The 20,159-nt window shown below is 71.1% G+C and carries 20 protein-coding genes and 1 tRNA gene; 17 read left to right on the plus strand and 4 right to left on the minus strand.

The window, feature by feature from the left end; translation table 11 throughout:
• The coding region (locus DT057_RS27200; RefSeq protein ID WP_203236390.1) for a porin at positions 1-273 on the minus strand (273 nt) is incomplete at its 3' end.
• Between the two features lie 1,174 nt (positions 274-1,447).
• The gene (gene solA / locus DT057_RS27205) at positions 1,448-2,647 is read right to left on the minus strand and encodes an N-methyl-L-tryptophan oxidase (RefSeq protein WP_128565225.1); all 1,200 of its coding nucleotides are present in this window, start codon (positions 2,645-2,647) and stop codon (positions 1,448-1,450) included.
• A 126-nt stretch (positions 2,648-2,773) separates the two neighbouring features.
• On the opposite strand from solA, the gene DT057_RS27210 reads away from it, so the two are divergent.
• The 8 genes from DT057_RS27210 (at position 2,774) to DT057_RS27245 (ending at position 11,118) form a co-directional block, all read left to right on the plus strand.
• The gene (locus tag DT057_RS27210; RefSeq protein WP_128565226.1) at positions 2,774-3,850 is read left to right on the plus strand and encodes a LysR family transcriptional regulator; all 1,077 of its coding nucleotides are present in this window, start codon (positions 2,774-2,776) and stop codon (positions 3,848-3,850) included.
• The gene (locus DT057_RS27215) at positions 3,847-4,680 is read left to right on the plus strand and encodes a transporter substrate-binding domain-containing protein (protein ID WP_128565227.1); all 834 of its coding nucleotides are present in this window, start codon (positions 3,847-3,849) and stop codon (positions 4,678-4,680) included. The genes DT057_RS27210 and DT057_RS27215 overlap by 4 nt, the downstream gene beginning before the upstream one ends.
• A 26-nt stretch (positions 4,681-4,706) precedes the next feature.
• Positions 4,707-5,444: an amino acid ABC transporter permease gene (locus tag DT057_RS27220; protein ID WP_128565228.1), complete on the plus strand. Its 738-nt coding sequence runs from the start codon at positions 4,707-4,709 to the stop codon at positions 5,442-5,444.
• The gene (locus DT057_RS27225; protein WP_128565229.1) at positions 5,441-6,193 is read left to right on the plus strand and encodes an amino acid ABC transporter permease; all 753 of its coding nucleotides are present in this window, start codon (positions 5,441-5,443) and stop codon (positions 6,191-6,193) included. Before DT057_RS27220 ends, DT057_RS27225 begins: the two co-directional genes overlap by 4 nt.
• Positions 6,194-6,201: 8 nt before the next feature.
• A complete protein-coding gene (locus DT057_RS27230; protein ID WP_238313317.1) occupies positions 6,202-6,942 on the plus strand; it encodes an amino acid ABC transporter ATP-binding protein in 741 nt (246 codons plus the stop codon).
• 9 nt (positions 6,943-6,951) lie between these two features.
• Positions 6,952-9,405: a GcvT family protein gene (locus tag DT057_RS27235; RefSeq protein WP_128565231.1), complete on the plus strand. Its 2,454-nt coding sequence runs from the start codon at positions 6,952-6,954 to the stop codon at positions 9,403-9,405.
• Between the two features lies 1 nt (position 9,406).
• On the plus strand, positions 9,407-9,793 hold the full coding sequence (locus tag DT057_RS27240) for a hypothetical protein (protein WP_128565232.1): 387 nt from the start codon (positions 9,407-9,409) through the stop codon (positions 9,791-9,793).
• 188 nt (positions 9,794-9,981) lie between these two features.
• Entirely contained in the window at positions 9,982-11,118 is a 1,137-nt protein-coding gene (locus DT057_RS27245; RefSeq protein WP_128565233.1) for a M20 family metallopeptidase, read from the plus strand.
• A 31-nt stretch (positions 11,119-11,149) separates the two neighbouring features.
• Here the strand turns inward: DT057_RS27245 and phnF are convergent, their stop codons facing one another.
• Positions 11,150-11,911 (minus strand): phosphonate metabolism transcriptional regulator PhnF, encoded by a 762-nt coding sequence (phnF, locus tag DT057_RS27250; RefSeq protein WP_128565234.1) that lies wholly within the window; start codon positions 11,909-11,911, stop codon positions 11,150-11,152.
• Between the two features lie 80 nt (positions 11,912-11,991).
• Between phnF and phnG the strand changes: the two genes are divergently transcribed.
• From phnG to phnN, 8 genes are read left to right on the plus strand one after another with little or no spacing between them, the layout of a single operon-like run.
• The gene (gene phnG / locus DT057_RS27255; protein ID WP_128565235.1) at positions 11,992-12,471 is read left to right on the plus strand and encodes a phosphonate C-P lyase system protein PhnG; all 480 of its coding nucleotides are present in this window, start codon (positions 11,992-11,994) and stop codon (positions 12,469-12,471) included.
• Between the two features lie 20 nt (positions 12,472-12,491).
• Complete coding sequence (phnH, locus tag DT057_RS27260) at positions 12,492-13,145, plus strand: phosphonate C-P lyase system protein PhnH (RefSeq protein ID WP_128565236.1); 654 nt, start codon at positions 12,492-12,494, stop codon at positions 13,143-13,145.
• A gap of 4 nt (positions 13,146-13,149) precedes the next feature.
• A complete protein-coding gene (locus tag DT057_RS27265; RefSeq protein WP_128565237.1) occupies positions 13,150-14,334 on the plus strand; it encodes a carbon-phosphorus lyase complex subunit in 1,185 nt (394 codons plus the stop codon).
• On the plus strand, positions 14,331-15,194 hold the full coding sequence (locus DT057_RS27270) for an alpha-D-ribose 1-methylphosphonate 5-phosphate C-P-lyase PhnJ (protein WP_128565238.1): 864 nt from the start codon (positions 14,331-14,333) through the stop codon (positions 15,192-15,194). Before DT057_RS27265 ends, DT057_RS27270 begins: the two co-directional genes overlap by 4 nt.
• Positions 15,191-15,964: a phosphonate C-P lyase system protein PhnK gene (gene phnK / locus DT057_RS27275; protein ID WP_128565239.1), complete on the plus strand. Its 774-nt coding sequence runs from the start codon at positions 15,191-15,193 to the stop codon at positions 15,962-15,964. Before DT057_RS27270 ends, phnK begins: the two co-directional genes overlap by 4 nt.
• The gene (gene phnL / locus DT057_RS27280; RefSeq protein ID WP_128565240.1) at positions 15,961-16,683 is read left to right on the plus strand and encodes a phosphonate C-P lyase system protein PhnL; all 723 of its coding nucleotides are present in this window, start codon (positions 15,961-15,963) and stop codon (positions 16,681-16,683) included. Before phnK ends, phnL begins: the two co-directional genes overlap by 4 nt.
• Before the next feature lie 14 nt (positions 16,684-16,697).
• Complete coding sequence (locus DT057_RS27285) at positions 16,698-17,834, plus strand: alpha-D-ribose 1-methylphosphonate 5-triphosphate diphosphatase (protein ID WP_128565241.1); 1,137 nt, start codon at positions 16,698-16,700, stop codon at positions 17,832-17,834.
• Entirely contained in the window at positions 17,834-18,367 is a 534-nt protein-coding gene (gene phnN, locus DT057_RS27290) for a phosphonate metabolism protein/1,5-bisphosphokinase (PRPP-forming) PhnN (protein WP_128565242.1), read from the plus strand. Before DT057_RS27285 ends, phnN begins: the two co-directional genes overlap by 1 nt.
• 50 nt (positions 18,368-18,417) lie before the next feature.
• Here phnN and rlmB read toward each other — a convergent pair whose 3' ends face one another.
• Positions 18,418-19,215 (minus strand): 23S rRNA (guanosine(2251)-2'-O)-methyltransferase RlmB, encoded by a 798-nt coding sequence (gene rlmB / locus DT057_RS27295; protein ID WP_407068091.1) that lies wholly within the window; start codon positions 19,213-19,215, stop codon positions 18,418-18,420.
• Between the two features lie 131 nt (positions 19,216-19,346).
• Here rlmB and DT057_RS27300 point away from each other — a divergent pair.
• A tRNA-Glu gene (locus DT057_RS27300) sits at positions 19,347-19,422 on the plus strand.
• Positions 19,423-20,159 lie beyond the last annotated feature (737 nt).

Below are 20,159 nucleotides of genomic sequence, written 5' to 3' on the forward strand. Positions count from 1 at the left end.
GCCGAGGCCGCGGTAGCCCATCAGGTCGCCGCCGTTGTTGGCGCTGCCGCGCTGGTAGGACTGCGTGTAGCCCGCCTCGAACCGGGCGCGGCCGGAGACGCGCAGGCAGGTGTCGGTGCCGGGGATGAAGAAGAACCCGGCGCCGTAGGCCGAGCAGATGCGAACGTACTCGACGGGTGCCGCCTTCCGAACGGGAAGATCGGCAGCCTGCGCCCCCGCCATGACGGTCAGGCCGGCGGCCGACCCGAGCAGAAGGCTCTTCACGAGCTTCATTGAGACCTCCAAAAGTTTCGGACCCTTCAGGGGTGAACGACTCTGCTCCGAAGACCTCAGCAGGTCTCGTCCCATGTCCCTCTTATGCCCCATCCCTGGCTCAATCCCCGCACGGGGCCTGATTGAACCTCGCCGGACTGGTTTCCGGCGCTGAGGAAGCATGTTCGAGCGGGCGGATCCGATCAATATCGGCCAAGCTCTAACTTACCGAGTCTTCGGGTTTCGCTACGGAATGTGGCATATCGGACACAAACTTGCCACGTTGACGAAACGAGTGGGTCGCTTGCTCTAACATAGTATTCCAGCAGTCGCCGACGACTCCCACGGCCTTCGCGCGCGGTCCGTCAGGGGCCGAACCCAGCAGCAGGCGCCCTGCCGGGCCGGCAATCATGCCCGTTCCCGTTCCTGGCTGCGTGTGATGTTGACCCGCTCTCGTGGAGCGCTCCAGGCTTCCCGGCGAGGTGCGAACGATGCCCCACACCCGTCCGCCCTGTCCTGGCGACGTTCGCCGTCGGCTCGTCGGACGGGTCCCGCGCGGGACGCGATCCCACCGACCGTGCGGGCGGGCTCGAGCCTTCGGCTCAAGCCATCCGGAACTGGGCCGCCCAGGCTGACCGGAACGAGGAGCGCCGTGAGGCGAGGAGCGAGACCCTCACGGCCGCCGAACGTGAGGAACCGACCCGTCCGCGCCGCGAGGTGCGCGAAGTGAGGCTGGAGCGGGATATCCTGTGCCGTCACGGCCCGCGTGCTCGGCGTCTCGGAACCAGGCGACCATGCTTGGCGGCGGCCGGAGCCCTCGGCCCGCGCCCGCGACGCCGTCGAGCCATGAGGCCGCCAGCGGCGTGACGTGTTCGGACCCGCCGTCCTCGGGCATGATCCGCGCGGGTCGCGAGGTCATCGGCGCTCAGGCGCGCGATGCGGGCGCGCCGGACGTGCTGACGCGACGTGTTCCTGTCCGTTACGGCTTCGGTCCGAAGGCGGTCCGAGGCGGGGAGCGTGAGAGAGGTGCCACTGCGCCTCCGGCCGGACGCGCAGGACACAGCCCGAAATGAACCCCGGAGCGGACTCGACCGTCAGAGTTCACGCGTCGGCGAATACGTCCACCAGCCCACGCTATTCAGGTGGCGGAAGAACAATAAAATGAATGCTGCATAGGCATCATCTATTATAAATATTAAGCGCCGATATCAAGTCTTTTTACGAGAAACGGCTGGAATGCCGAGCTGTATTTTCCATCATCGAGGTATAAGTTGCAGATCGCCTCTCCAAGTCCGGCGGAATGCTTGAAGCCATGGCCGGAACAGGCTGAAACAACGGTAATACGCGGGTATTCAGGGTGCTGATCAATGAGGAAGCCGGAATCCGTGCTGGTCGTATAGAGACAGGCTGCGGATTGGATGCAGCGGGGACCGACACCTCGCAGACGGGGCGCCACCTGCGCCCGGTACATGCTCTGCTGCTCTTCTTCCGATACGTCATGATCGAAACTGTCAGGGTTGCTCACGCTGCCATATTGTTCAGTCGCGACTTTGACGCCCAGCGTGCCTGAGGTCTCGACCGGAAAGCCGTAAAAATAGTCTTCTGCTTTATCGCCCCACATCCAGATGAACACGGGAAATCGATCTGGTGAATAGTTTGTGATATCGTCAGCCTCGAACCAGTGCAGCGTTTGTCTGTGAACCTTGAGATGCTGCGCGAACGTGCCACCGGCAAGCTCCGGAATCCACGCACCTGCCGCAACAACCGCCTGTGCCGCGCGATAGGAGCCTTTGTCCGTCCCAACCGTCACGCTCGACCCATCATCGTCCAACGTGAGCACACGCTCATCCGTGCGCAGATGCGCTCCATGAGCCCGCGCAACGCGCAATTGTGCTTCGATGCAGCGTTCCGGGTGAAGCAGACCGGCGCCCGGCTCGTAATAACCCCTCTCGTCTCCACGCAGCATCAACTGGGGGAAGCGGCGACCGATCTCCGTGGCGGTCAGAACTTCGTGGTCGATGCCGTAGCGGTTCGCAACCGTGATGGTGTTGCTCAGAAAGTCATCATGGCCATGATGCTTGGCGGTCCCCCCGGTCGGAGCGAGGACGAGTCCGCCGCATTGCACCAGGAGATCCAGCTTCGTGTCGGCTTCGAGCTCACGCCAGATCTCATGCGAGCGCAGGACGAGGGGAGCATACGCCTCCCCCTCACCGACCGCCTGGCGCGTGATGCGCGTCTCGCCGTGGCTGGAGCCCCACGCGTGAGGAGGCGAGAACCGGTCGATCCCCAGCACCGTCACGCCGCGTGCTGCCAGGGCCCGCACCGTTGCACTGCCGTGAGCCCCAAGTCCGACAACGATCACGTCGTAGCTGTTTGCCGACGTCGCCACGGTCATGTCTGTCGTCCGTCCTGCAGCACCATGGCATTTCATAGCCCAATTCGTCGCGATGATGCGTGCAAGCGCTCAGTATGAGCGTTATTGCAGGTTTGCATGAATCTTGCTCATGATTGAAGATCGCGCATGGCGGAGCAATCCCGTCTCGCACACACTGGCGGAATGATCGAAGTGATGGCCCCGAACCCGCTTCACGACCTTCGCGCACTGCGCGTGTTCGTTGCCGTCACCGAGACCGGGACGATGAGCGCGGCGGCGAGCCGCATCGGGCTGACCCAGTCGGCGGTCAGTCACTCCGTCCGCCAGCTGGAGACGTCGCTCGGGGTGCCGCTCATGCTGCGCACCCAGCGGCCCCTGCGCCTGACTGCTGCCGGCGACATGCTGCGCCAGCGGGCCATCAGGCTCCTCGAGGAAGCGGATCACCTGCCTCATGCCGTGCGCGACGCCGCCGGCGCCGCGACCCCGGAGGTTCGCCTCGGCCTCGTCGACTCGTTCGCAGCCACGGTCGGCCCCTCCCTCATCAAGCAGTTCATGGACAGGGCGACGCAGCTGGCCGTCCTCTGCGGCCTGTCTCCTGATCACGGCGATGCGCTCATGTCCGGCCGCGTCGACATGATCGTGACCAGCGACGCCCTCGACGAGGTCGAGGGGCTGGAGCGGCATCGGTTGTTGCGCGAGAGCTTCGTCGTGGTGACGCCGCGCGGCATGCCGTTGCCGGCCGACGACGAGGCCGCCGCCATGATCGAGGCGCTCGCTCTCGTGCGGCCCCTCATCCGCTACAGCGCACGGTCCCACATGGGAGCGCAGATCGACGTTCATCTGCGCCGTCTGGGTGTCCGGGTGCCGCGGCGCCTGGAATTCGACACGGCCGATACCCTGGTCGCGATGGTGGCGAGCGGCGTCGGCTGGGCCATCTCGACGCCCCTGTGCCTGCTGCAAGGCCGCGCGCACCTGGCCGGCGTGCAGGTCTCGCCACTGCCCGCCCCCGGCTTCTCGCGGCAGCTCGTGCTGGTGTCCCGGGCAGGCGCGATCGGCAGCCTGCCCGGGCGGCTGGCCGCGCAGGCGCGGCAGATCCTCGCCGCGGAGACGCGCGGCGAGCTGGCGGCCCTGGTTCCGGAACTCGCCGACGGCCTCGTCGTCGGCACGCCTGATTGTCCCGCCGCCGCAACGGGCGACCCGTCACGCAAGGAGAAAACACGATGACGTCTCTCAGCCGCCGTACGCTCATCGGCGCCCTCTCGGGCCTGATCGGCTTCGCCGCGAGCCTCCTGCCGGCCTCGGCCGAGACGCTCGACACCATCAAGTCCCGCGGCAAGCTCATCGTCGGCGTCAAGAACGATTACAAGCCCTGGGGATTTCTCGACAGTTCGGGCCAGATCGTCGGCCTCGAGATCGACCTCGCCAAGGACATCGCGCAACGGCTGGGCGTCGGGCTGGAACTGGTGCCCGTCGTCGCGTCGAACAGGATGGAATTCCTTCAACAAGGCCGGATCGACCTGCTCATCGCGACCCTTGGCGACAACCCTGCCCGGCGAAAGATCGTCGGCATGGTCGAGCCGAACTACTATGCCGGCGGCACCAACATCATGGCCCGGAAGTCGGCCGGCTTGAAGCAATGGGCACAGCTCAAGGATCGGAACGTCTGCGCCATCCAGGGCGCCTACTACAACCGGCGCGTCGCCGAGCTGTACAAGCCCAAGCTGGTCGTGTTCGCCGGCATCTCCGAGGCGCTCAACGCGCTTCAGCAGGGAAGCTGCGTGGCGTTCCTGTTCGACAACACGCTCATCACCTCAACCCTGGCCGCCGGTGACGCCAAGTGGGCGGATTACGAGATGGCGCTCAAGACCGAGGACGAGCAGCCCTGGGCCGTCGCCGTGAAGCTCGAAGATCTCACCGGTCCCTGGAGCGAGTTCGTCCGCAAAAGCTCGACGGAGTGGCACAAGACCGGGCGGCTGCTCGAGCTCGAGAAGAAGTGGGGCATCGACGAGAGCCCGTTCCTGCGCGAGATGAACAAGAAGCTGTCCGATTCTTGAGAGAAACGCGCGCCGGATCAACCGCCATGATGCAGTGGCTGCAAGGGCCGGACGGCTTGACGGGCCTCGGATTGTCGATCCTCGACGACGATCTGGATCGCAGCGCGTTCCTGTGGGGATTGTGGACGACGGTCTGGCTGTCGCTCGTCTGCATCGTGCTGTCGTTCGCGATCGGCATCGCGGGGGCCTGGGCCCAGGGAGCATCGTCACGCCTCGGGCGGGGCGTGGTCTCCGCCTACATCCAGGTCTTCCGCAACACCCCTCCGCTGGTCCAGCTCTACTTCTTCTTCTTTGCCGTGGGCTCTCTCCTGCCGAGCGTCACGGACAGCTACGGGCAATCGGTGCCGATGGTCACGAACGTCGGGTGGGCGGTGGTGTCGTTCTCCCTCTACGCCGGGGCCTTCAACATCGAGATCTTCCGCGCGGGGATCGAGGCGGTTCCGAGCACCACTGTCGAAGCCGCCGAGGCGCTCGGCTATTCCCGTCTGGGCACCTATCGGCACGTGGTCTTCCCGCTCGCGCTGCGCATCAGCCTGCCCGCACTTGGCAACAACCTCGTCAATCTCGTCAAGACGACAACTCTCGCCTACGCCATTGCCGTGCCGGAACTCTTGTATGTTTCGGCGCAGATCTGGTCCGAGCAGCTCAATGTGCGTACCATGATGAACCTCCTGCTGGTCGTCTACATTGCGCTCGTCGGCCTACTGGTGCTCGGGATCAACCGCTGGGAGCGGGCGCTGCGTGTCCCGGGCCTTGGCCGATGAGCCCGTTCCTCAGACTGGCCCTCGCCGTGGTGGCGACCGGCGCGGCCATGCCGGCCTACGCGGCGTCGGACGGCCTCGTGGCGCCCCTCGTCCGCTGGGCTCCGGTCATCCTCGGCGGCTTCCTGTTCAACGTTCTCGTCAGCATACTGGCCATGACGTTGGGCACCGTTGCGGGCGCCGCGCTCGGCCTCGGCCTCATCTCCGAGACCCGTGCGATACGAGTTCCATCCCGGATCGTCACGGAGTTCTTCCGCAACGCGCCGTGGCTCGTCCTGCTGTTCTACTGCATCCTCTTGATCCCGTTCGAGTTCCGCGTCGGGGGCACGATTATCCCGCTCCCGGGCTGGGTGAAGGCTGTGATCGGGCTTGCCCTTCCGGTGATGGCAAACGTGGCCGAGATCGTGCGCGGGGCGGTTCAGTCGATCCCGGGCGCCCAGTGGGAATCCGCGGAGTCTCTCGGTTTCTCACGCTTCCAGACACTCTGGATGATCGTGCTGCCCCAGTGCCTCAAGCGCATGCTGCCGCCCTGGATGAACCTGTACGCCATCCTGACCATGGCCACGCCGCTGATCTCGATCGTCGGCGTCGAGGACGGCATGACGCTGACGCGGGCGGCGATCGCCTCGGAAGGCCGCACGGATCTGCTCATGCCGATGTACGGCTTCCTGCTCGCCCTCTTCTTCTTCTACTGCTATCCGATTGCTCGTTGGACTGTCCGGCTCGAGCGTCGCTTCGCGTTGTCAGCATGAGCCCGACGATGAACCACGACCTCCCGCTCGTCTCCATCAGGCATCTGGAGAAGCGCTACGGCGCCCTCACCGTCCTGCATGACATCTCGTTCGACGTGCGGCGGGGCGAGGTCGCCTGCATCATCGGACCATCCGGCTCCGGCAAGTCGACCTTGCTGCGCTGCATCAACGCGCTCGCGCCCTTTCAGGCCGGATCGATCAAGGTCGCGGGGATCGAGGTGAGGGACCCGGCGCTTGACAAGCGCGGGCTGCGCCGCCGGGTCGGCATGGTCTTCCAGCAATACAACCTGTTTCCGCACAAGACAGTGCTGCAGAACGTCATGATGGCGCCGATTCACGTGCTCGGGCAGAACCGGCACGACGTCGAGGAACGCGCGCGGCGTCTCATCGCCAAGGTCAGGCTTCAGGGCAAGGAGGACACCTTCCCGGGCGAGCTGTCCGGTGGCCAGCAGCAGAGGGTGGCGATCGCGCGCTCGCTCTGCATGGCACCGGAGGTGATGCTGTTCGACGAGGTCACGGCAGCCCTCGATCCGGAGACCAAGAAGGAAGTGCTCGTCACCATCCGCGAACTGGCGGAGGACGGGATGACGTGCATCCTCGTGACGCACGAGATGGGTTTCGCCAGGGAAGTCGCTAATCAAGTGTACTTCACGGACAAGGGTGTCATCGTTGAGCACGGGCCGCCAAAAGAAATATTTAACAACCCGCAACAGTCGCGAACCCGTGAATTTCTCGATCAGGTACTCTGAGGCAATCTCATGCAGACCAAAGCTCGTCTCGTCATCATCGGTGCCGGCATCGTCGGTTGCTCCACTGCCTACCATCTCGCGAAGCGAGGCTGGCGCGACATCGTGGTCCTGGATCAGGGGCCTCTACCCCATACCGGTGGATCGACCAGCCATGCCCCCGGAGGCCTGAGCCTCATCTCGGGATCCCGCTTCCTGACCGAACTCGCCCGATACAGCGTCCCGCTCTACGCCAGCCTCGCCGTCGAGGGCCTCGCGGGCGCGGCGCAGGTCGGCGGTCTCGAAGTCGCCAAGTCGCCGGAGCGCTGGGCGGAGCTCAAGCGCCGGGCCGGATGGGGCAAGAGCTTCGGGGTGGAGTGCCACCTCCTCACCCCGGCGGAATGCGGCGCGAAGGCCCCCCTGCTCGACCCCAGCTCCCTCCTCGGCGGCCTGTTCACTCCGGGCGCCGGAATCGGCCGGCCGGTCACCGCCTGCCAGGCGATGACGCGGGAGGCGGAGAGCCTCGGGGCCGTGCGCTTCCAGGGCGGTACGACCGTCGTCGGCCTCACCCTGGAGGGAGGGCGCATCCGCGAGGTCGTGACGGATCGGGGCCGCATCGAGACTGAAGCCGTGCTCCTCGCCGCCGGCATCTGGGGACCGATCCTCGGCCGGATGGCCGGCATCACGGTGCCGTTGCAGCCGATGGAGCACCTCTACGCCACGGTCGGGCCGGTCCCGGAGCTCGCCGCGCTCGGGACGGACATCGCCATGCCGATCGTGCGCGTCCATGACAACGGAGCCTATTGCCGGATGCACGGGGCGGAGTTCGGCATCGGCAACTACGATCACGCGCCCCTCTCCGTCGACCCGGAGGACATCGTCTCCCATCGCGTGTCACGCGAGCCGACGAAGCGCGCTTTCACGCCCGAGCACTTCTCCCGGACGCACCGCGCCGTGGAGGCCCTGTTCCCCGCCATCCAGGGGAAGCCCGTCACCCACAGCTTCAACGGCATGTTCTCGTTCACCCCGGACGGGATGCCGGTCCTGGGTCCCCACCGCGACGTCGGCAACCTGTGGCTCGGCGAGGCCGTCTGGGTGACCCACGGCGGCGGCGTCGGCCGGCTGCTCGCCGACTGGATGACCGACGGCCATCCCGGGATGGATGTGCGTGAGGCGGACGTGAACCGGTTCACGGCCCACGCCCTGACCCGGGCCTACATCCGCACGCGGGGTCGCGAGAGCTACCGCAACACACACGCGGTCATCCACCCGGCCGAGCCGATGGCACTGCCGCGCGACCTGCGCCGGACGGCCTTCCACGCGCGAGTGGCGGAACGGGGCGGCGTCTTCGTCGAGGCGGGCGGCTGGGAACGCGCCGCGTGGTGCGAGGCGAACGCCGCGCTGGCCGAAACGGCGAGCGTCCCGGCCCGCGCCGGGTGGGAAGCCCGGCATTGGTCGCCGATCCAGGGCGCCGAGCACCTGGCAACGCGACGAGCCGCAGGGCTCTACGACGTCAGCCCGCTCACGAAGACACTCGTGGCGGGACCGGGGGCCCTGGCGCTGCTTCAGGAGGTCTGCACGAACGACATGGACGTGCCGGTCGGCCAGGTCGCCTACACGTTGTCCTGCGAGGAGAACGGCGGCATCCGCTCCGACATGACGGTCGTCCGGCTCGCGCCGGACCGCTTCCGGATCATGGGAAGCGCGGCATCGGGTCCGCGTGATCAGGCCTGGCTCCGGGCGCATGCGGAGCGGCTGCGCAGTGACGCCGCCATCAGCGACGAGACATCGGCCCTGTGCGGCCTCGGCCTCTGGGGACCGGCGGCCCGTGATATTCTTGCGCGCGCCACGGCGAGCGACGTCTCCAACGAAGCCATCCCCTACTACACGGCTCGGCAGATCGAGGTGGGCGTCGTGCCTGCCCTGGCCCTGCGGATCTCGTATGTCGGCGAGCACGGCTACGAGATCTACACGCCCACCGAGTACGGGCTCCGGCTCTGGGATGCGCTGTGGGATGCCGGGCAGGAGCACGGCCTGATCGCCGGCGGCACCGGAGCGATGGATTCTCTCCGCGTCGAGAAGGGCTACCGCCGCCTGGGCGCCGACATCCACGCCGACGCCGATCCCTTCGCGGCGGGGCTCGGCTTCGCGGTCGACCTGACGAAGCCGTCGTTCATCGGGCGGCCTGTCCTCGCGGAACGGCTGATCACCCCGGCGGGCCGCAAGCTGGCCTGCCTCACCTTGGACGATCCAGCGGCCGTCGTGCTCGGGCGTGAACCCATCCTCGCGGGAGATCGGACTGTCGGCTACGTGACCTCCTCCAATACGGGCTACAGTGTCGGCCGTCACATCGCGTTCGGCTATCTGCCGGATCAATTCGCTGTTCCAGGCCAGTCTCTCGCAGTGGAGTATTTCGGCCAACGCTTCGCTGCAAGAGTCGTCGCCGAGCCGCTCTTCGACACGGGAGGCGCGCGGCTGGAAGGGTGACATGACCCGCGCCGACGCAGTTCAGAGCAGCAAGACGTCTCCACCATCCACTGAGGGAAGCCTGACGCTGCTCTCAGTGGATACCGAGTTCGTGATGAAACAGCTTTCCGAACAGGCCTCGGCCTCTGCTGTTATGATAGAGGGGGCGGCGCCCTTTCACCGTTCTTGCGCGCGTTGGCTGCATGCGACATTGATCGCCATCTCGGCTCAAGGCTGGACGTCGAGCTCGGCCGTCTCCCATACTTACGGCGTATGCTGCTGCGGAATCGTTGATGCGAAGCCCACGCTCGCCCTGCGCGGCCTCCAGCCCGGCCGCGAGAGCCAGTCACGCCACGTGCAGAAGGCCGCTGTCGAAGCCATCGAGGTGTCGTGGATGGTGCGGAGGTAAGAGCGTGGTGACGGCATAGTTCAGGGGGTCGTCGATCCTCGGGGACTGGATCTTTAGCTGCAGGGCCCTCGCGGCCCCCGCCCCCCGGAGCCGCGGGTGCGACCTCCCGCCTCAGCCGGACGTCTTGCACCCTTGGCGCCGGGGAGCGCAGGCCAGCCGCGTCCCGTGCAGCCGAGGAGGTTTCTCCGATGAGCCCGTCCCCCGTCGCGAACGAACCCTCCCCCGAGGCCGCCGTCGCCGGCATCGCCCGCTGGCTCGCGGTCGAGAGCCCGACGGACGCGCCGGACGGCGTCAACCGCATGATGGACCTCGTGGCCGGGGAGGCGGACGCGGCGGGCCTCGCCTGCGAGCGCGTGCCCGGGCGCGACGGCCTCGGCGACAGCCTCGTCCTGCGGGCCGGCCCGCGCACCGAGGCGCCGGGCGTGCTCGTCCTGTCGCATCTCGACACCGTGCACCCCCTCGGGACGCTCGCCCGCGACCTGCCGGTGCGGGTCGAGGGCGAGCGCCTCTACGGACCCGGCGTCTACGACATGAAGGGCGGCGCCTGGCTGGCGTTCCAGGCCTTCCTCGCGGCGGCGCGCGGCGGGGCGGCCCGGCGCCCGCTGGCCTTCCTGTTCACCGGCGACGAGGAGATCGGCTCGCCCACCACCCGCGGGCTGATCGAGGCGTGGGGCCGCCGGAGCGCCGCCGTGCTGGTGACGGAGCCGGCGCGCGACGGCGGCAAGGTGGTGACCGGGCGCAAGGGCGTCGGCCGCTTCGACGTCCACGTCGAGGGCCGGCCGGCCCATTCCGGCAGCCGCCACCCGGACGGCCGCAACGCCATCCGGGAGGCCGCCCGCCTGATCCTCGAGATCGAGGCCATGACCGATTACGGCCGGGGCATCACCACCACGGTCGGCACCATCGCGGGCGGCACCGCTCAGAACGTGATCCCGCAGCATTGCCGCTTCAGCGTCGACCTGCGGGTGGTGACGGCGCAGGACGGACGGGACTGCGCGGCGCGCCTCCTCGCCCTCGCGGCCGCGCCGGATTTCCGCGTCGCCGTCGCGGGCGGCATGAACCGCCCGCCCTACGGTCCCGAGGCGAGCGCCGGGCTCTACGCCCAAGCCCGCGACCTCGCCCGCGCCGAGCTCGGCGCCGAGCTCGGCGCGGTGCCCCTCACCGGCGGCGGCTCGGACGGCAACTTCACGGCGGCCCTCGGCATCCCGACCCTGGACGGCCTCGGCATCGACGGCGACGGCGCCCACACCCTGCACGAGTACGCCCTGATCCCGTCGATCGCCCCGCGCCGGCGCCTCATGCAGCGCCTGCTGGAGACGCTCTGAAAGGGGCGCCGGCCCGCGAGGCAGGGATGCGTCAGCCCTCGACCACCAGTTCCACCCGGTCCGCCGCGAACAGGCTCCGGGTGGCCTGAATGCGGGTCCCCGCCCCGTCGACGTTGACGCTCGCGAGGACGATCAGGACCCGGCCGGGCGCGATCTCGAGCCGCGCCGCCTCGTCGGCGGCCGCCGCCCGGGCGCCGATCCGGGTCGACAGGCGCGTGTAGTCGCCGACGCCGTACTCGGCGTAGGCGCGCGTGAGCGAGCCCCGCGCCGCGTAGGCCCGCTCGAAGCCCGAGAAGCGCGGCAGCGGCAGGCAGGTGCGGGCGGTGGAGAGCGGCGTGCCGTCGGCGCGGTGGATTGTGAGGAGCTCCAGCACCGGCGCGCCCGGCGCGAGGCCCAGCGCCTCGGCCGTGCCGGGATCCGCCGGCACCGCGGCGGCCGCGACGAGGTCGCCCCAGGCCTCGCGCCCGGCCCGGGACACGATCTCCGAGAAGCGCGTGCGCCGGCCGATCGGGTAGGCGAGCGGCGGCGCCTCCACGAAGGTGCCGCGCCCCTGCGTCGCCCGCACCATCCCGCGACCGGCGAGGACCGCGAGGGCGCGCCGCACCGTGTGCCGGTTGACCCCGAACCGCGCCGCCAGGGCCGCCTCCGTCGGGAGCTGCGCCCCCGCCGCGATCCGGCCCGCCTCGATGTCGGCGGACAGCCCGTCGGCGATCTGGCGCCAGGCCGCCAGACCCTCCCCGCGCGCCAGGGGCACCGTTCCGCCCGTCACCGAACCGTCGCCGCTCGCCGCCATACCGTCATCCAAGCTTCATTTGCCTCGGGGTCAATCGTTGTCTAAATGATTAGACAAATCCCGCGCAACCGGACGTCGCGATGTCAGGTCCCATCCCAACACCACGCGCGGGCGACGCGCCGGAGGTCGCGGCCCGCCGCGCCGTCATGGCCCTGTGCGGGCAGGCGAGCGCGGGCGAGCTGCGGGACGCCCTCGCGCGGCTCGCCTGCCCGGACGAGGCCGAGGACCTCCGCCCGCCCGAGACCGGGCTGGTGATGACCCGCGGCCGCATCGGCGGCGACGGCCGCCCCTTCAACCTCGGCGAGGCGACCGTCACCCGGGCCGCCGTGCGCCTGCCGGGCGGCGAGACCGGCTTTGCCTACCATCTCGGCCGCGACCGCGCGAAGGCCCGCCTCGCCGCGACCCTGGACGCCCTCTGGCAGCGCCGGGCAGAGCGCGCCGCCGTCGAGGCGGCCCTGGCGCCGGTGGCGGCGCGCCGGGAAGCGGAGCGCGCCGCCCGGGACCGCCGCACCGCCGCGACCCGGGTGAACTTCTTCACCCTGGCGCGGGGGGAAGACTGATGGGCGCGGGGAGCGGATCAATGGGCGCGGGGAGCGGATCGATCGCCCTCGCCCGCGGCTTCGCCGACCCGGTCCACGATGCGCAGGGCATCTTCCGGGCCGTGATGGAGGCGCTCGCCCGCCCCGGCACGGTGCAGCCCCTGCCGGTCGCGCTCGCGCCGCCTGCACCCCTCACCCCGGCCCTCGCCGGGATCGCGCTCGCCCTCGCGGATCCCGACGCGCCGCTCTGGCTCGACGCCGCCCTGGCGGGCGACCCCGCGGTGGCGGCGTTCCTGCGCTTCCATACCGGCGCTGCCGTGGTCGACGACCCGGCCGCGGCCGCCTTCGCCCTCGTCGCCGACCCGGCGGCCTGCCCGGACCTCGCCGCGTTCGCGCAGGGCACGCCGGCCTATCCGGACCGCTCGACGACCCTGGTGCTCGCCGTCGAGCGGGTCTCGGCCGCGGGCGCACCGGGTCCCGGCGGGTGCGCCCTGCGGCTCGACGGGCCCGGCATCCGGGGCACCGCGCGCCTCGCCGCCGCGCCGCTGCCGCGGGATTTCGCCGCCCGCCTCGCGCACAACCGCGCCCGCTTCCCGCAGGGCGTCGACCTGCTGCTCGCCGGGCCCGGCTCCGTCGCCGGGCTGCCGCGCTCGACCCGCGCGGCCCCGGCGGATCCCGCGCCGCCGGAGGGCTGACCGCATGTACGTGGCCGTGAAGGGCGGCGAGGCCGCCATCGCCAACGCGCACCGCCTCCTCGCCGAGGCCCGGCGGGGGGACCCGGCGGTGCCGGATCTCGCCGCCGACCAGATCGCCGAGCAGCTCGGCCTCCTGGTCGACCGGGTGATGACGGAGGGCTCGCTGCACGACCGCGGCCTCGCGGCGCTCGCCCTCAAGCAGGCCCGCGGCGACCTCGTCGAGGCGGTGTTCCTGGTGCGCGCCTACCGCACCACGCTCGCGCGCTTCGGCGCCAGCGAGCCCGTCGACACCGGCGCCATGGCGGTCCGCCGACGGATCTCCGCCACCTACAAGGACCTGCCGGGCGGGCAGGTGCTGGGGCCGACCTTCGACTACACCCACCGCCTGATCGATTTCGGGCTCGCCGCCGGGAGCGACCCCGCGCCGGCGGCCGAGGCCGAGGCCGAGCCGCAGGCCGATGCCGGCGTCACGGCGCGGGTGACCGACCTCCTCGGCCGGGACGGCCTGATCGAGCCCTCGCCCCGGGACGCGGGCGCGCCCGTGGGCGACCTCACCCGCGAGCCCATCGACTTCCCGGCCGACCGCGCGGTGCGCCTCCAGGCCCTCGCCCGGGGCGACGAGGGCTTCGTGCTGGCGCTCGCCTACTCGACCCAGCGCGGCTACGGCCGCACCCATCCGTTCGTGGGCGAGATCCGGTTCGGGGAGGTCGCGGTGGAGTTCGTGCCCGAGGAGCTCGGCTTCCCGGTGCCCCTCGGGACCCTCGCCCTCACCGAGTGCCAGATGGTGAACCAGTTCCACGGCAGCGCCGAGGCGCCGCCCCAGTTCACCCGCGGCTACGGCCTAGCCTTCGGGCAGAGCGAGCGCAAGGCGATGGCGATGGCGCTCGTCGACCGCGCCCTGCGGGCCGAGGAGCTCGGCGAGCCCGTGACGGCGCCGGCCCAGGACCAGGAATTCGTCCTCGCGCATTGCGACGCGCTCCAGGCCACGGGCTTCGTCGAGCACCTCAAGCTGCCCCACTACGTCGATTTCCAGGCCGAGCTCGAGCTCGTCCGCCGCCTGCGGGCCGAGCACGCCGCCGGGCGCCGGGACGCAGCCGAGGGGCGCCCGGACGACGCACCGGATGCAGGCCAGGACGCGGCGGACGGCCGCCAGGACGCGGCCGCAGGCCGCCAGGAGGCCGCCGCATGACCGCGCCGAGGCAGGCCGATCCCGGCTACAACTTCGCCTACCTGGACGAGGGCACCAAGCGGATGATCCGCCGGGCGATCCTCAAGGCGGTCGCGATCCCGGGCTACCAGGTGCCCTTCGCCTCGCGCGAGATGCCGATGCCCTACGGCTGGGGCACCGGCGGGGTGCAGGTCACGGCCGCGATCCTGGGGCGCGCCGACGTCCTGAAGGTCATCGACCAGGGCTCCGACGACACCACGAACGCGGTCTCGATCCGGGCGTTCTTCGCCCGCACCGCCGGCGTCGCGGTCACCACCCGCACGGCGGACGCCACCGTGATCCAGACCCGCCACCGCATCCCGGAGGCGCCGCTGCACGCCGGCCAGGTGCTGGTCTACCAGGTTCCGATCCCCGAGCCCCTGCGCTTCCTCGAGCCGCGCGAGACCGAGACGCGCCAGCTCCACGCGCTCGCCGAGTACGGCCTGATGCACGTCAAGCTCTACGAGGACATCGCGCGCCACGGCCACATCGCCACCACCTACGCCTACCCGGTGGAGGTGGCGGGCCGCTACGTCATGGACCCCTCGCCGACGCCGAAGTTCGACAACCCCAAGATGGACGATTGCCCGGCGCTCCAGCTCTTCGGCGCCGGGCGCGAGAAGCGGATCTACGCCGTGCCGCCCCACACCCGGGTGCGCAGCCTCGACTTCGAGGACCATCCCTTCCGGGTGCAGCGCTTCGCCCGCCCCTGCGCGCTCTGCGGCGCCGGGGACGTCTACCTCGACGAGGTGCTGCTCGACGACGCCGGCGGGCGGATGTTCGTCTGCTCGGACACCGATCATTGCGAGGGGCGGCGGCAGGCCGCCGGGGACGCCCGATGACCGAGCCGCTCCTGCGCGTCCGCGGCCTCACCAAGCATTACGGCCCGCGGCTCGGCTGCGCCGAAGTCTCGTTCGACCTCGACCCCGGCGAGGTGCTGGCGGTTGTGGGCGAGTCGGGCTCGGGCAAGTCGACCCTCCTGTCGCTCGTCGCCACCGAGCTCGCGCCCGATTCCGGCAGCGTGGGCTACCGGATGCGCGACGGCGTGACCCGGGATCTCGCGGCCCTCGGGGAGGCCGAGCGCCGGGCCCTGCTGCGCACCGACTGGGGCTTCATCCGCCAGGACGCGGCCCTCGGCCTGCGCATGGCGGTGTCGGCGGGCGGCAACGTCGGCGAGCGGCTGATGGGCAAGGGCGACCGGCATTACGGCCGCATCCGGGGCACGGCCCTCGACTGGCTCGCCAAGGTCGAGATCGCCCCCGACCGCATCGACGACCCGCCGAGCCGCTTCTCCGGCGGCATGCGCCAGCGGCTCCAGATCGCCCGCAACCTCGTCACCGAGCCGCGCCTGGTGCTGATGGACGAGCCGACCTCCGGGCTCGACGTCTCCGTGCAGGCCCGCCTCCTCGACCTGATCCGGGGCCTCGTGGCGGAGCTCGGCCTCGCCGTCGTCATCGTCACCCACGACCTCGCGGTGGCCCGCCTGCTGTCGCACCGGATCCTGGTGATGCGCGCCGGCCGGGTGATCGAGACCGGCCTCACCGACCAAGTGCTCGACGACCCCGCCGAGCCCTACACCCAGCTCCTCGTCTCCTCGGTGCTCGCCGCATGACGCCTCCCCCCGACGCGACGCCCGCCCTCGAGTTCCGGGAGGTGGCCAAGAGCTTCACCCTGCACCTGCGCGGCGGCGCCCGCCTGCCGGTGATCGCGGGGGCGAGCCTCAGCGTGCATCCGGGCGAGTGCGTGGTCCTGGGCGGGCCGTCGGGCGCCGGCAAGTCCTCGCTCCTGAAGATGGCCTACGGCAACTACCGCTGCGAGCGCGGCGCGATCCTGGTCCGCGACGGCGCCGAGCGGGTCGACGTGGTGCGGGCCCCGCCGCGGCGGGTGCTCGCCCTGCGCCGGAGCGTGATCTCCTACGTGTCGCAGTTCCTGCGGGTGATCCCCCGCGTCGGCGCCCGCGAGGTGGTGGCGGCGGCCGGGCGCGAGGGCGGCCTGACCCCCGACCGCGCCGCGGCGCGCGCGGCCGAGCTCCTCGCCCGCCTCAACCTGCCCGAGCGCCTGTGGGACCTGCCGCCCGCCACCTTCTCGGGGGGCGAGCAGCAGCGGGTCAACATCGCCCGCGGGCTGATCGCCGACCGGCCGCTCCTGCTCCTCGACGAGCCCACCGCCTCCCTGGACGCCCGCAACCGCGCCGTCGTGGTGGAGCTGATCCGCGCCAAGCAGGCGGCGGGGACCGCCCTGCTCGGCATCTTCCACGATTCCGACGTGCGCGAGGCCGTGGCGACCCGGGTCGTCGACGTCGCCGGCTTCCGCGAGCGCCACGCCGCCTGAGGGAACGAGCAGGAATGTCCGACATGATCCTCGAGAACGCCACGCTGGTGCTGCCCGACCGGGTGCAGCGCGGCTGGCTCGCGGTCTCGGCGGGGCGCATCGCCGAGATCGGCGAGGGCCGGGCGCCCGAGCCCGGCCTCGACCTCGACGGCGACCACCTGATCCCGGGCCTCGTCGAGCTGCACACCGACCACCTCGAGAGCCACTACGCCCCCCGGCCCGGCGTGCGCTGGCATCCCCTCGGGGCCGTGCTGGCCTACGATGCCCAGATCGCGGCCTCGGGCATCACCACGGTGTTCGACTCGCTGCGCGCCGGCAGCGACCCGGACGGCAGCGGCCTCGGGCCCGAGCTGATGCAGCTCGCGGGCGCCCTTAGCACCGCCCGGGCCGCCGACCTCCTGCGGGCCGCGCACTACACGCACCTGCGCTGCGAGATCCCCTCGGCGGACGTCGTCGGGACGGTGCGGGGCTTCCTCGCGCAGCACGCGATCGGGCTCATCTCGCTCATGGACCACACGCCGGGCCAGCGCCAGTTCCGGGACGTGGAGAAGTACTACGTCTATGCCGGCCGCGGCGGGCGCTCCCTCGAGGCCATCAAGGCCAGCACGGCGCAGAAGATCCGGGACGGCCACGCCCTCAACGCCGCGAACCGGCCGGCCCTGGTGGCGCTCGCCCGCCGGCACGGCATCGCCCTCGCGAGCCACGACGACACCACCCTGGACGACGTCGCCCTGGCGGCCCGGGAGGGCGTGGCGCTCGCCGAGTTCCCGACCACGATCGAGGCGGCGGGGGCCGCCCACGCGGCCGGCATCACCGTGATGATGGGGGCGCCCAACCTCATCCGCGGCGGCTCGCACTCGGGCAACGTCGCGGCCGGGACCCTGGCCGAGGCCGGCCTCCTCGACATCCTGTCGTCCGACTACGTGCCGGCGAGCCTGATCATGGCGGCGTTCGGGCTGCCCGGGCGGGCGCCCGCCATCACCCTGCCGGCCGCGATCGCCACCGTGACGGCGAACCCGGCCCGCGCCACCGGCCTCACCGACCGCGGCGCCCTGGCGCCGTCCCTGCGGGCCGACCTCGTGCGGGTGCGCCTCGCCGAGGGGGTGCCGGTGGTGCGCCAGGTCTGGCGCGAAGGCCGGCGGGTGGCGTGATGCGGCGCGGCGGCTTCGTCCTCGTGGTGGGCCCGAGCGGGGCCGGCAAGGACACGCTCCTCGCCCTGGCGCGCGACGCGCTCGCCGGCGAGGCGCGCTACGTCTTCCCCCGCCGCCTCGTCACCCGGGCGCCCTCGGCCCACGAGGACAACGAGGCGATCGACGCGGCGGGCTTCGCGCGGGGCGAGGCGGAGGGCCGCTTCGCCCTCTCGTGGCGCGCCCACGGCCTCGGCTACGCCCTGCCGGCGGCGGCCGCCGCCCAGGCGGCGGCCGGCCACGTCGTCGTCTGCAACGTCTCGCGCCGGGTCGTCGGCGCGGCGCGGGCGCACCTGCCGGCCGTGAGCGTGGTCGCCGTCACGGCCCCCCCGGAGGTGCTGGCCCGGCGGCTCGCCGCCCGCGGGCGGCCCGAGGACGGCGACCTCGCGGCGCGCCTCAGCCGCTCCGCCCCCGTCGCCGCCGACCTCACCATCGTCAACGACGGCCCGCCCGAGGCGGCGGCGGCCGCCCTCGTCGCCCACCTGCGCGCCCGCTGATCCCGGCTCGCGTCGCGGACCGCCCGCCGCGACGCCGAACCGCGCGGGCGTCAGGCCCGCGGCAGCAGCGCGTACAGGGTGATGGCGGCGGCGTTCGAGACGTTGACGCTCTGGATCGCGCCGCGGAACGGGATGCGGGCCATCCGGTCGCAGCACTCCCGGGTGCGCTGGCGCAGGCCCTTGCCCTCGGCCCCGAGCACGACGACGAGGGGCGCCCGCGGGGCGACGGCGTCGAGCGTCGCGTCCGCCTCGGAATCGAGGCCGATGCGGGTGAATCCCCGCTCGCCGAGCTCGATCAGCGCCTCCGCGAGGTTGCGCACCACGACGAGCGGCACGTGCTCGAGCCCGCCGGAGGCCGACTTCGCCATCACGCCGGTCGCCGCCGGCGAGTGCCGGGCCGTGGTCACGATGGCGGTGACCCCGAAGGCCGCCGCGGTCCGCACGATGGCCCCGACGTTGTGCGGGTCGGTGATCTGGTCGAGGGCGAGCAGCACCGCGTCGTCCGGCAGGCTGTCGAAGTCCGGGCCCTCGAGGGGCTCCGCCTCGAGGTAGAGCCCCTGGTGCACGGCGTCCGGCCCGAGCAGCCCGTTGATCGCCGAGGGGCGCACGATCTCGGGCGCGATGCGCAGCGCGCCGACCTCCTCGGCGAGCCGCAGGGCCGCGTTCTCGGTGGCGAGCAGGCGGTGCAGCGCGCGGCCGGGGTTGCGCAACGCCTCCGACACGGGATGCCAGCCGTACAGCACGACGCGCCCCTCCGCCGGGCCCCGCGCCTCGCCGCCACCGGGCCGCCGGGCCGGCCCTCCCCTCCCCCGCCCGCCGGACCGCGGCGCCTGCCTCGTCGTCATCATCCGTCCCGCCCTGTCCCGCGAGGCCCCGCGCCGCGGCCCCCGACAAGACCGAGCCTCCGCTCCCCGTCAAGCCCATCAATCCGGTTGCCCCACCGAGCGATCCTCACTATAGCTCGCCTTGCTCCGCGCCAGCGCCCTTCGTCTAGCGGTCTAGGACGTCGCCCTTTCACGGCGAAAACACGGGTTCGAGTCCCGTAGGGCGCGCCAGGAAAATCAAGCACTCAGCTGCACATCCAGAGCGTTCTGCAGGATCAAGCGGACATCCTGCTCGACCCGGGACGCGCGTCGGCTGACACTCGGCGCCGGCGCCAGCCATCGTGCCGGCGAGCCTTCTTTGGTGCGCCGCGCTGTCGCGATGCCATGCTGGTCCCAATCCACGCGTTACGCCGTGCACGTTGATGGAATGAAGCGAACGTCGGCGGGTGCCTGAACGAAGTCCCTGCAGAGATTTGTATTTGCAATCATCAGACTCCAAGCGTCCAGCGTCTGATCGCAAGGGGTCCGGATGCGCGACGCCTCAGGCCTGTTGCTCCGGGTTGAGCCGTCAGGGCCGCCGGCAGTGTCTGCCCCCGCGAAGGCGCAAGGCATCGGCAGGTCTGAGTTCACCTGCCGTGCGATCGCCGCTTCCGTCGGGCAAGGTCGCGCCTCTCGCGCCGCCTGCCGGCGCTGAGCGAGCCGCGTCCCGCCCCGATGAGGGCGTTCGCCTGACAGTGCCGTGCGTGACGCTCGACGCGTTGGAGCGGCAGATCGACGGGCTCCAGGATGAGTGTGACGTGTTGCGCGCCGAGATTCGGCGCGTGTTCTCCGAGCAGGCAGGGCACGCCGGATGGTCGGCTCGTGCGAGAGGCTCTGAAGGCGCAACGGTTCACGGCTGATGGCGCCGACATACGCGCTGCGTCGGGCGGCCAGGATTCACCCCGGCCGCCCGGTTCTCGTCAGCTGAA

Origin of the sequence: Methylobacterium crusticola (assembly GCF_003574465.1) — a bacterium.
Classification (GTDB): Bacteria; Pseudomonadota; Alphaproteobacteria; order Rhizobiales; family Beijerinckiaceae; genus Methylobacterium; species Methylobacterium crusticola.

Bases quoted from the DNA above. Each gene is read 5' to 3' on its own strand.
- solA (WP_128565225.1), bottom strand. From the start codon at position 2,647: ATGACCGTGGCGACGTCGGCAAACAGCTACGACGTGATCGTTGTCGGA.
- DT057_RS27210 (WP_128565226.1), top strand. From the start codon at position 2,774: ATGGCGGAGCAATCCCGTCTCGCACACACTGGCGGAATGATCGAAGTG.
- DT057_RS27215 (WP_128565227.1), top strand. From the start codon at position 3,847: ATGACGTCTCTCAGCCGCCGTACGCTCATCGGCGCCCTCTCGGGCCTG.
- DT057_RS27220 (WP_128565228.1), top strand. From the start codon at position 4,707: ATGATGCAGTGGCTGCAAGGGCCGGACGGCTTGACGGGCCTCGGATTG.
- DT057_RS27225 (WP_128565229.1), top strand. From the start codon at position 5,441: ATGAGCCCGTTCCTCAGACTGGCCCTCGCCGTGGTGGCGACCGGCGCG.
- DT057_RS27230 (WP_238313317.1), top strand. From the start codon at position 6,202: ATGAACCACGACCTCCCGCTCGTCTCCATCAGGCATCTGGAGAAGCGC.
- DT057_RS27235 (WP_128565231.1), top strand. From the start codon at position 6,952: ATGCAGACCAAAGCTCGTCTCGTCATCATCGGTGCCGGCATCGTCGGT.
- DT057_RS27240 (WP_128565232.1), top strand. From the start codon at position 9,407: ATGACCCGCGCCGACGCAGTTCAGAGCAGCAAGACGTCTCCACCATCC.
- DT057_RS27245 (WP_128565233.1), top strand. From the start codon at position 9,982: ATGAGCCCGTCCCCCGTCGCGAACGAACCCTCCCCCGAGGCCGCCGTC.
- phnF (WP_128565234.1), bottom strand. From the start codon at position 11,911: ATGGCGGCGAGCGGCGACGGTTCGGTGACGGGCGGAACGGTGCCCCTG.
- phnG (WP_128565235.1), top strand. From the start codon at position 11,992: ATGTCAGGTCCCATCCCAACACCACGCGCGGGCGACGCGCCGGAGGTC.
- phnH (WP_128565236.1), top strand. From the start codon at position 12,492: ATGGGCGCGGGGAGCGGATCGATCGCCCTCGCCCGCGGCTTCGCCGAC.
- DT057_RS27265 (WP_128565237.1), top strand. From the start codon at position 13,150: ATGTACGTGGCCGTGAAGGGCGGCGAGGCCGCCATCGCCAACGCGCAC.
- DT057_RS27270 (WP_128565238.1), top strand. From the start codon at position 14,331: ATGACCGCGCCGAGGCAGGCCGATCCCGGCTACAACTTCGCCTACCTG.
- phnK (WP_128565239.1), top strand. From the start codon at position 15,191: ATGACCGAGCCGCTCCTGCGCGTCCGCGGCCTCACCAAGCATTACGGC.
- phnL (WP_128565240.1), top strand. From the start codon at position 15,961: ATGACGCCTCCCCCCGACGCGACGCCCGCCCTCGAGTTCCGGGAGGTG.
- DT057_RS27285 (WP_128565241.1), top strand. From the start codon at position 16,698: ATGTCCGACATGATCCTCGAGAACGCCACGCTGGTGCTGCCCGACCGG.
- phnN (WP_128565242.1), top strand. From the start codon at position 17,834: ATGCGGCGCGGCGGCTTCGTCCTCGTGGTGGGCCCGAGCGGGGCCGGC.
- rlmB (WP_407068091.1), bottom strand. From the start codon at position 19,215: ATGATGACGACGAGGCAGGCGCCGCGGTCCGGCGGGCGGGGGAGGGGA.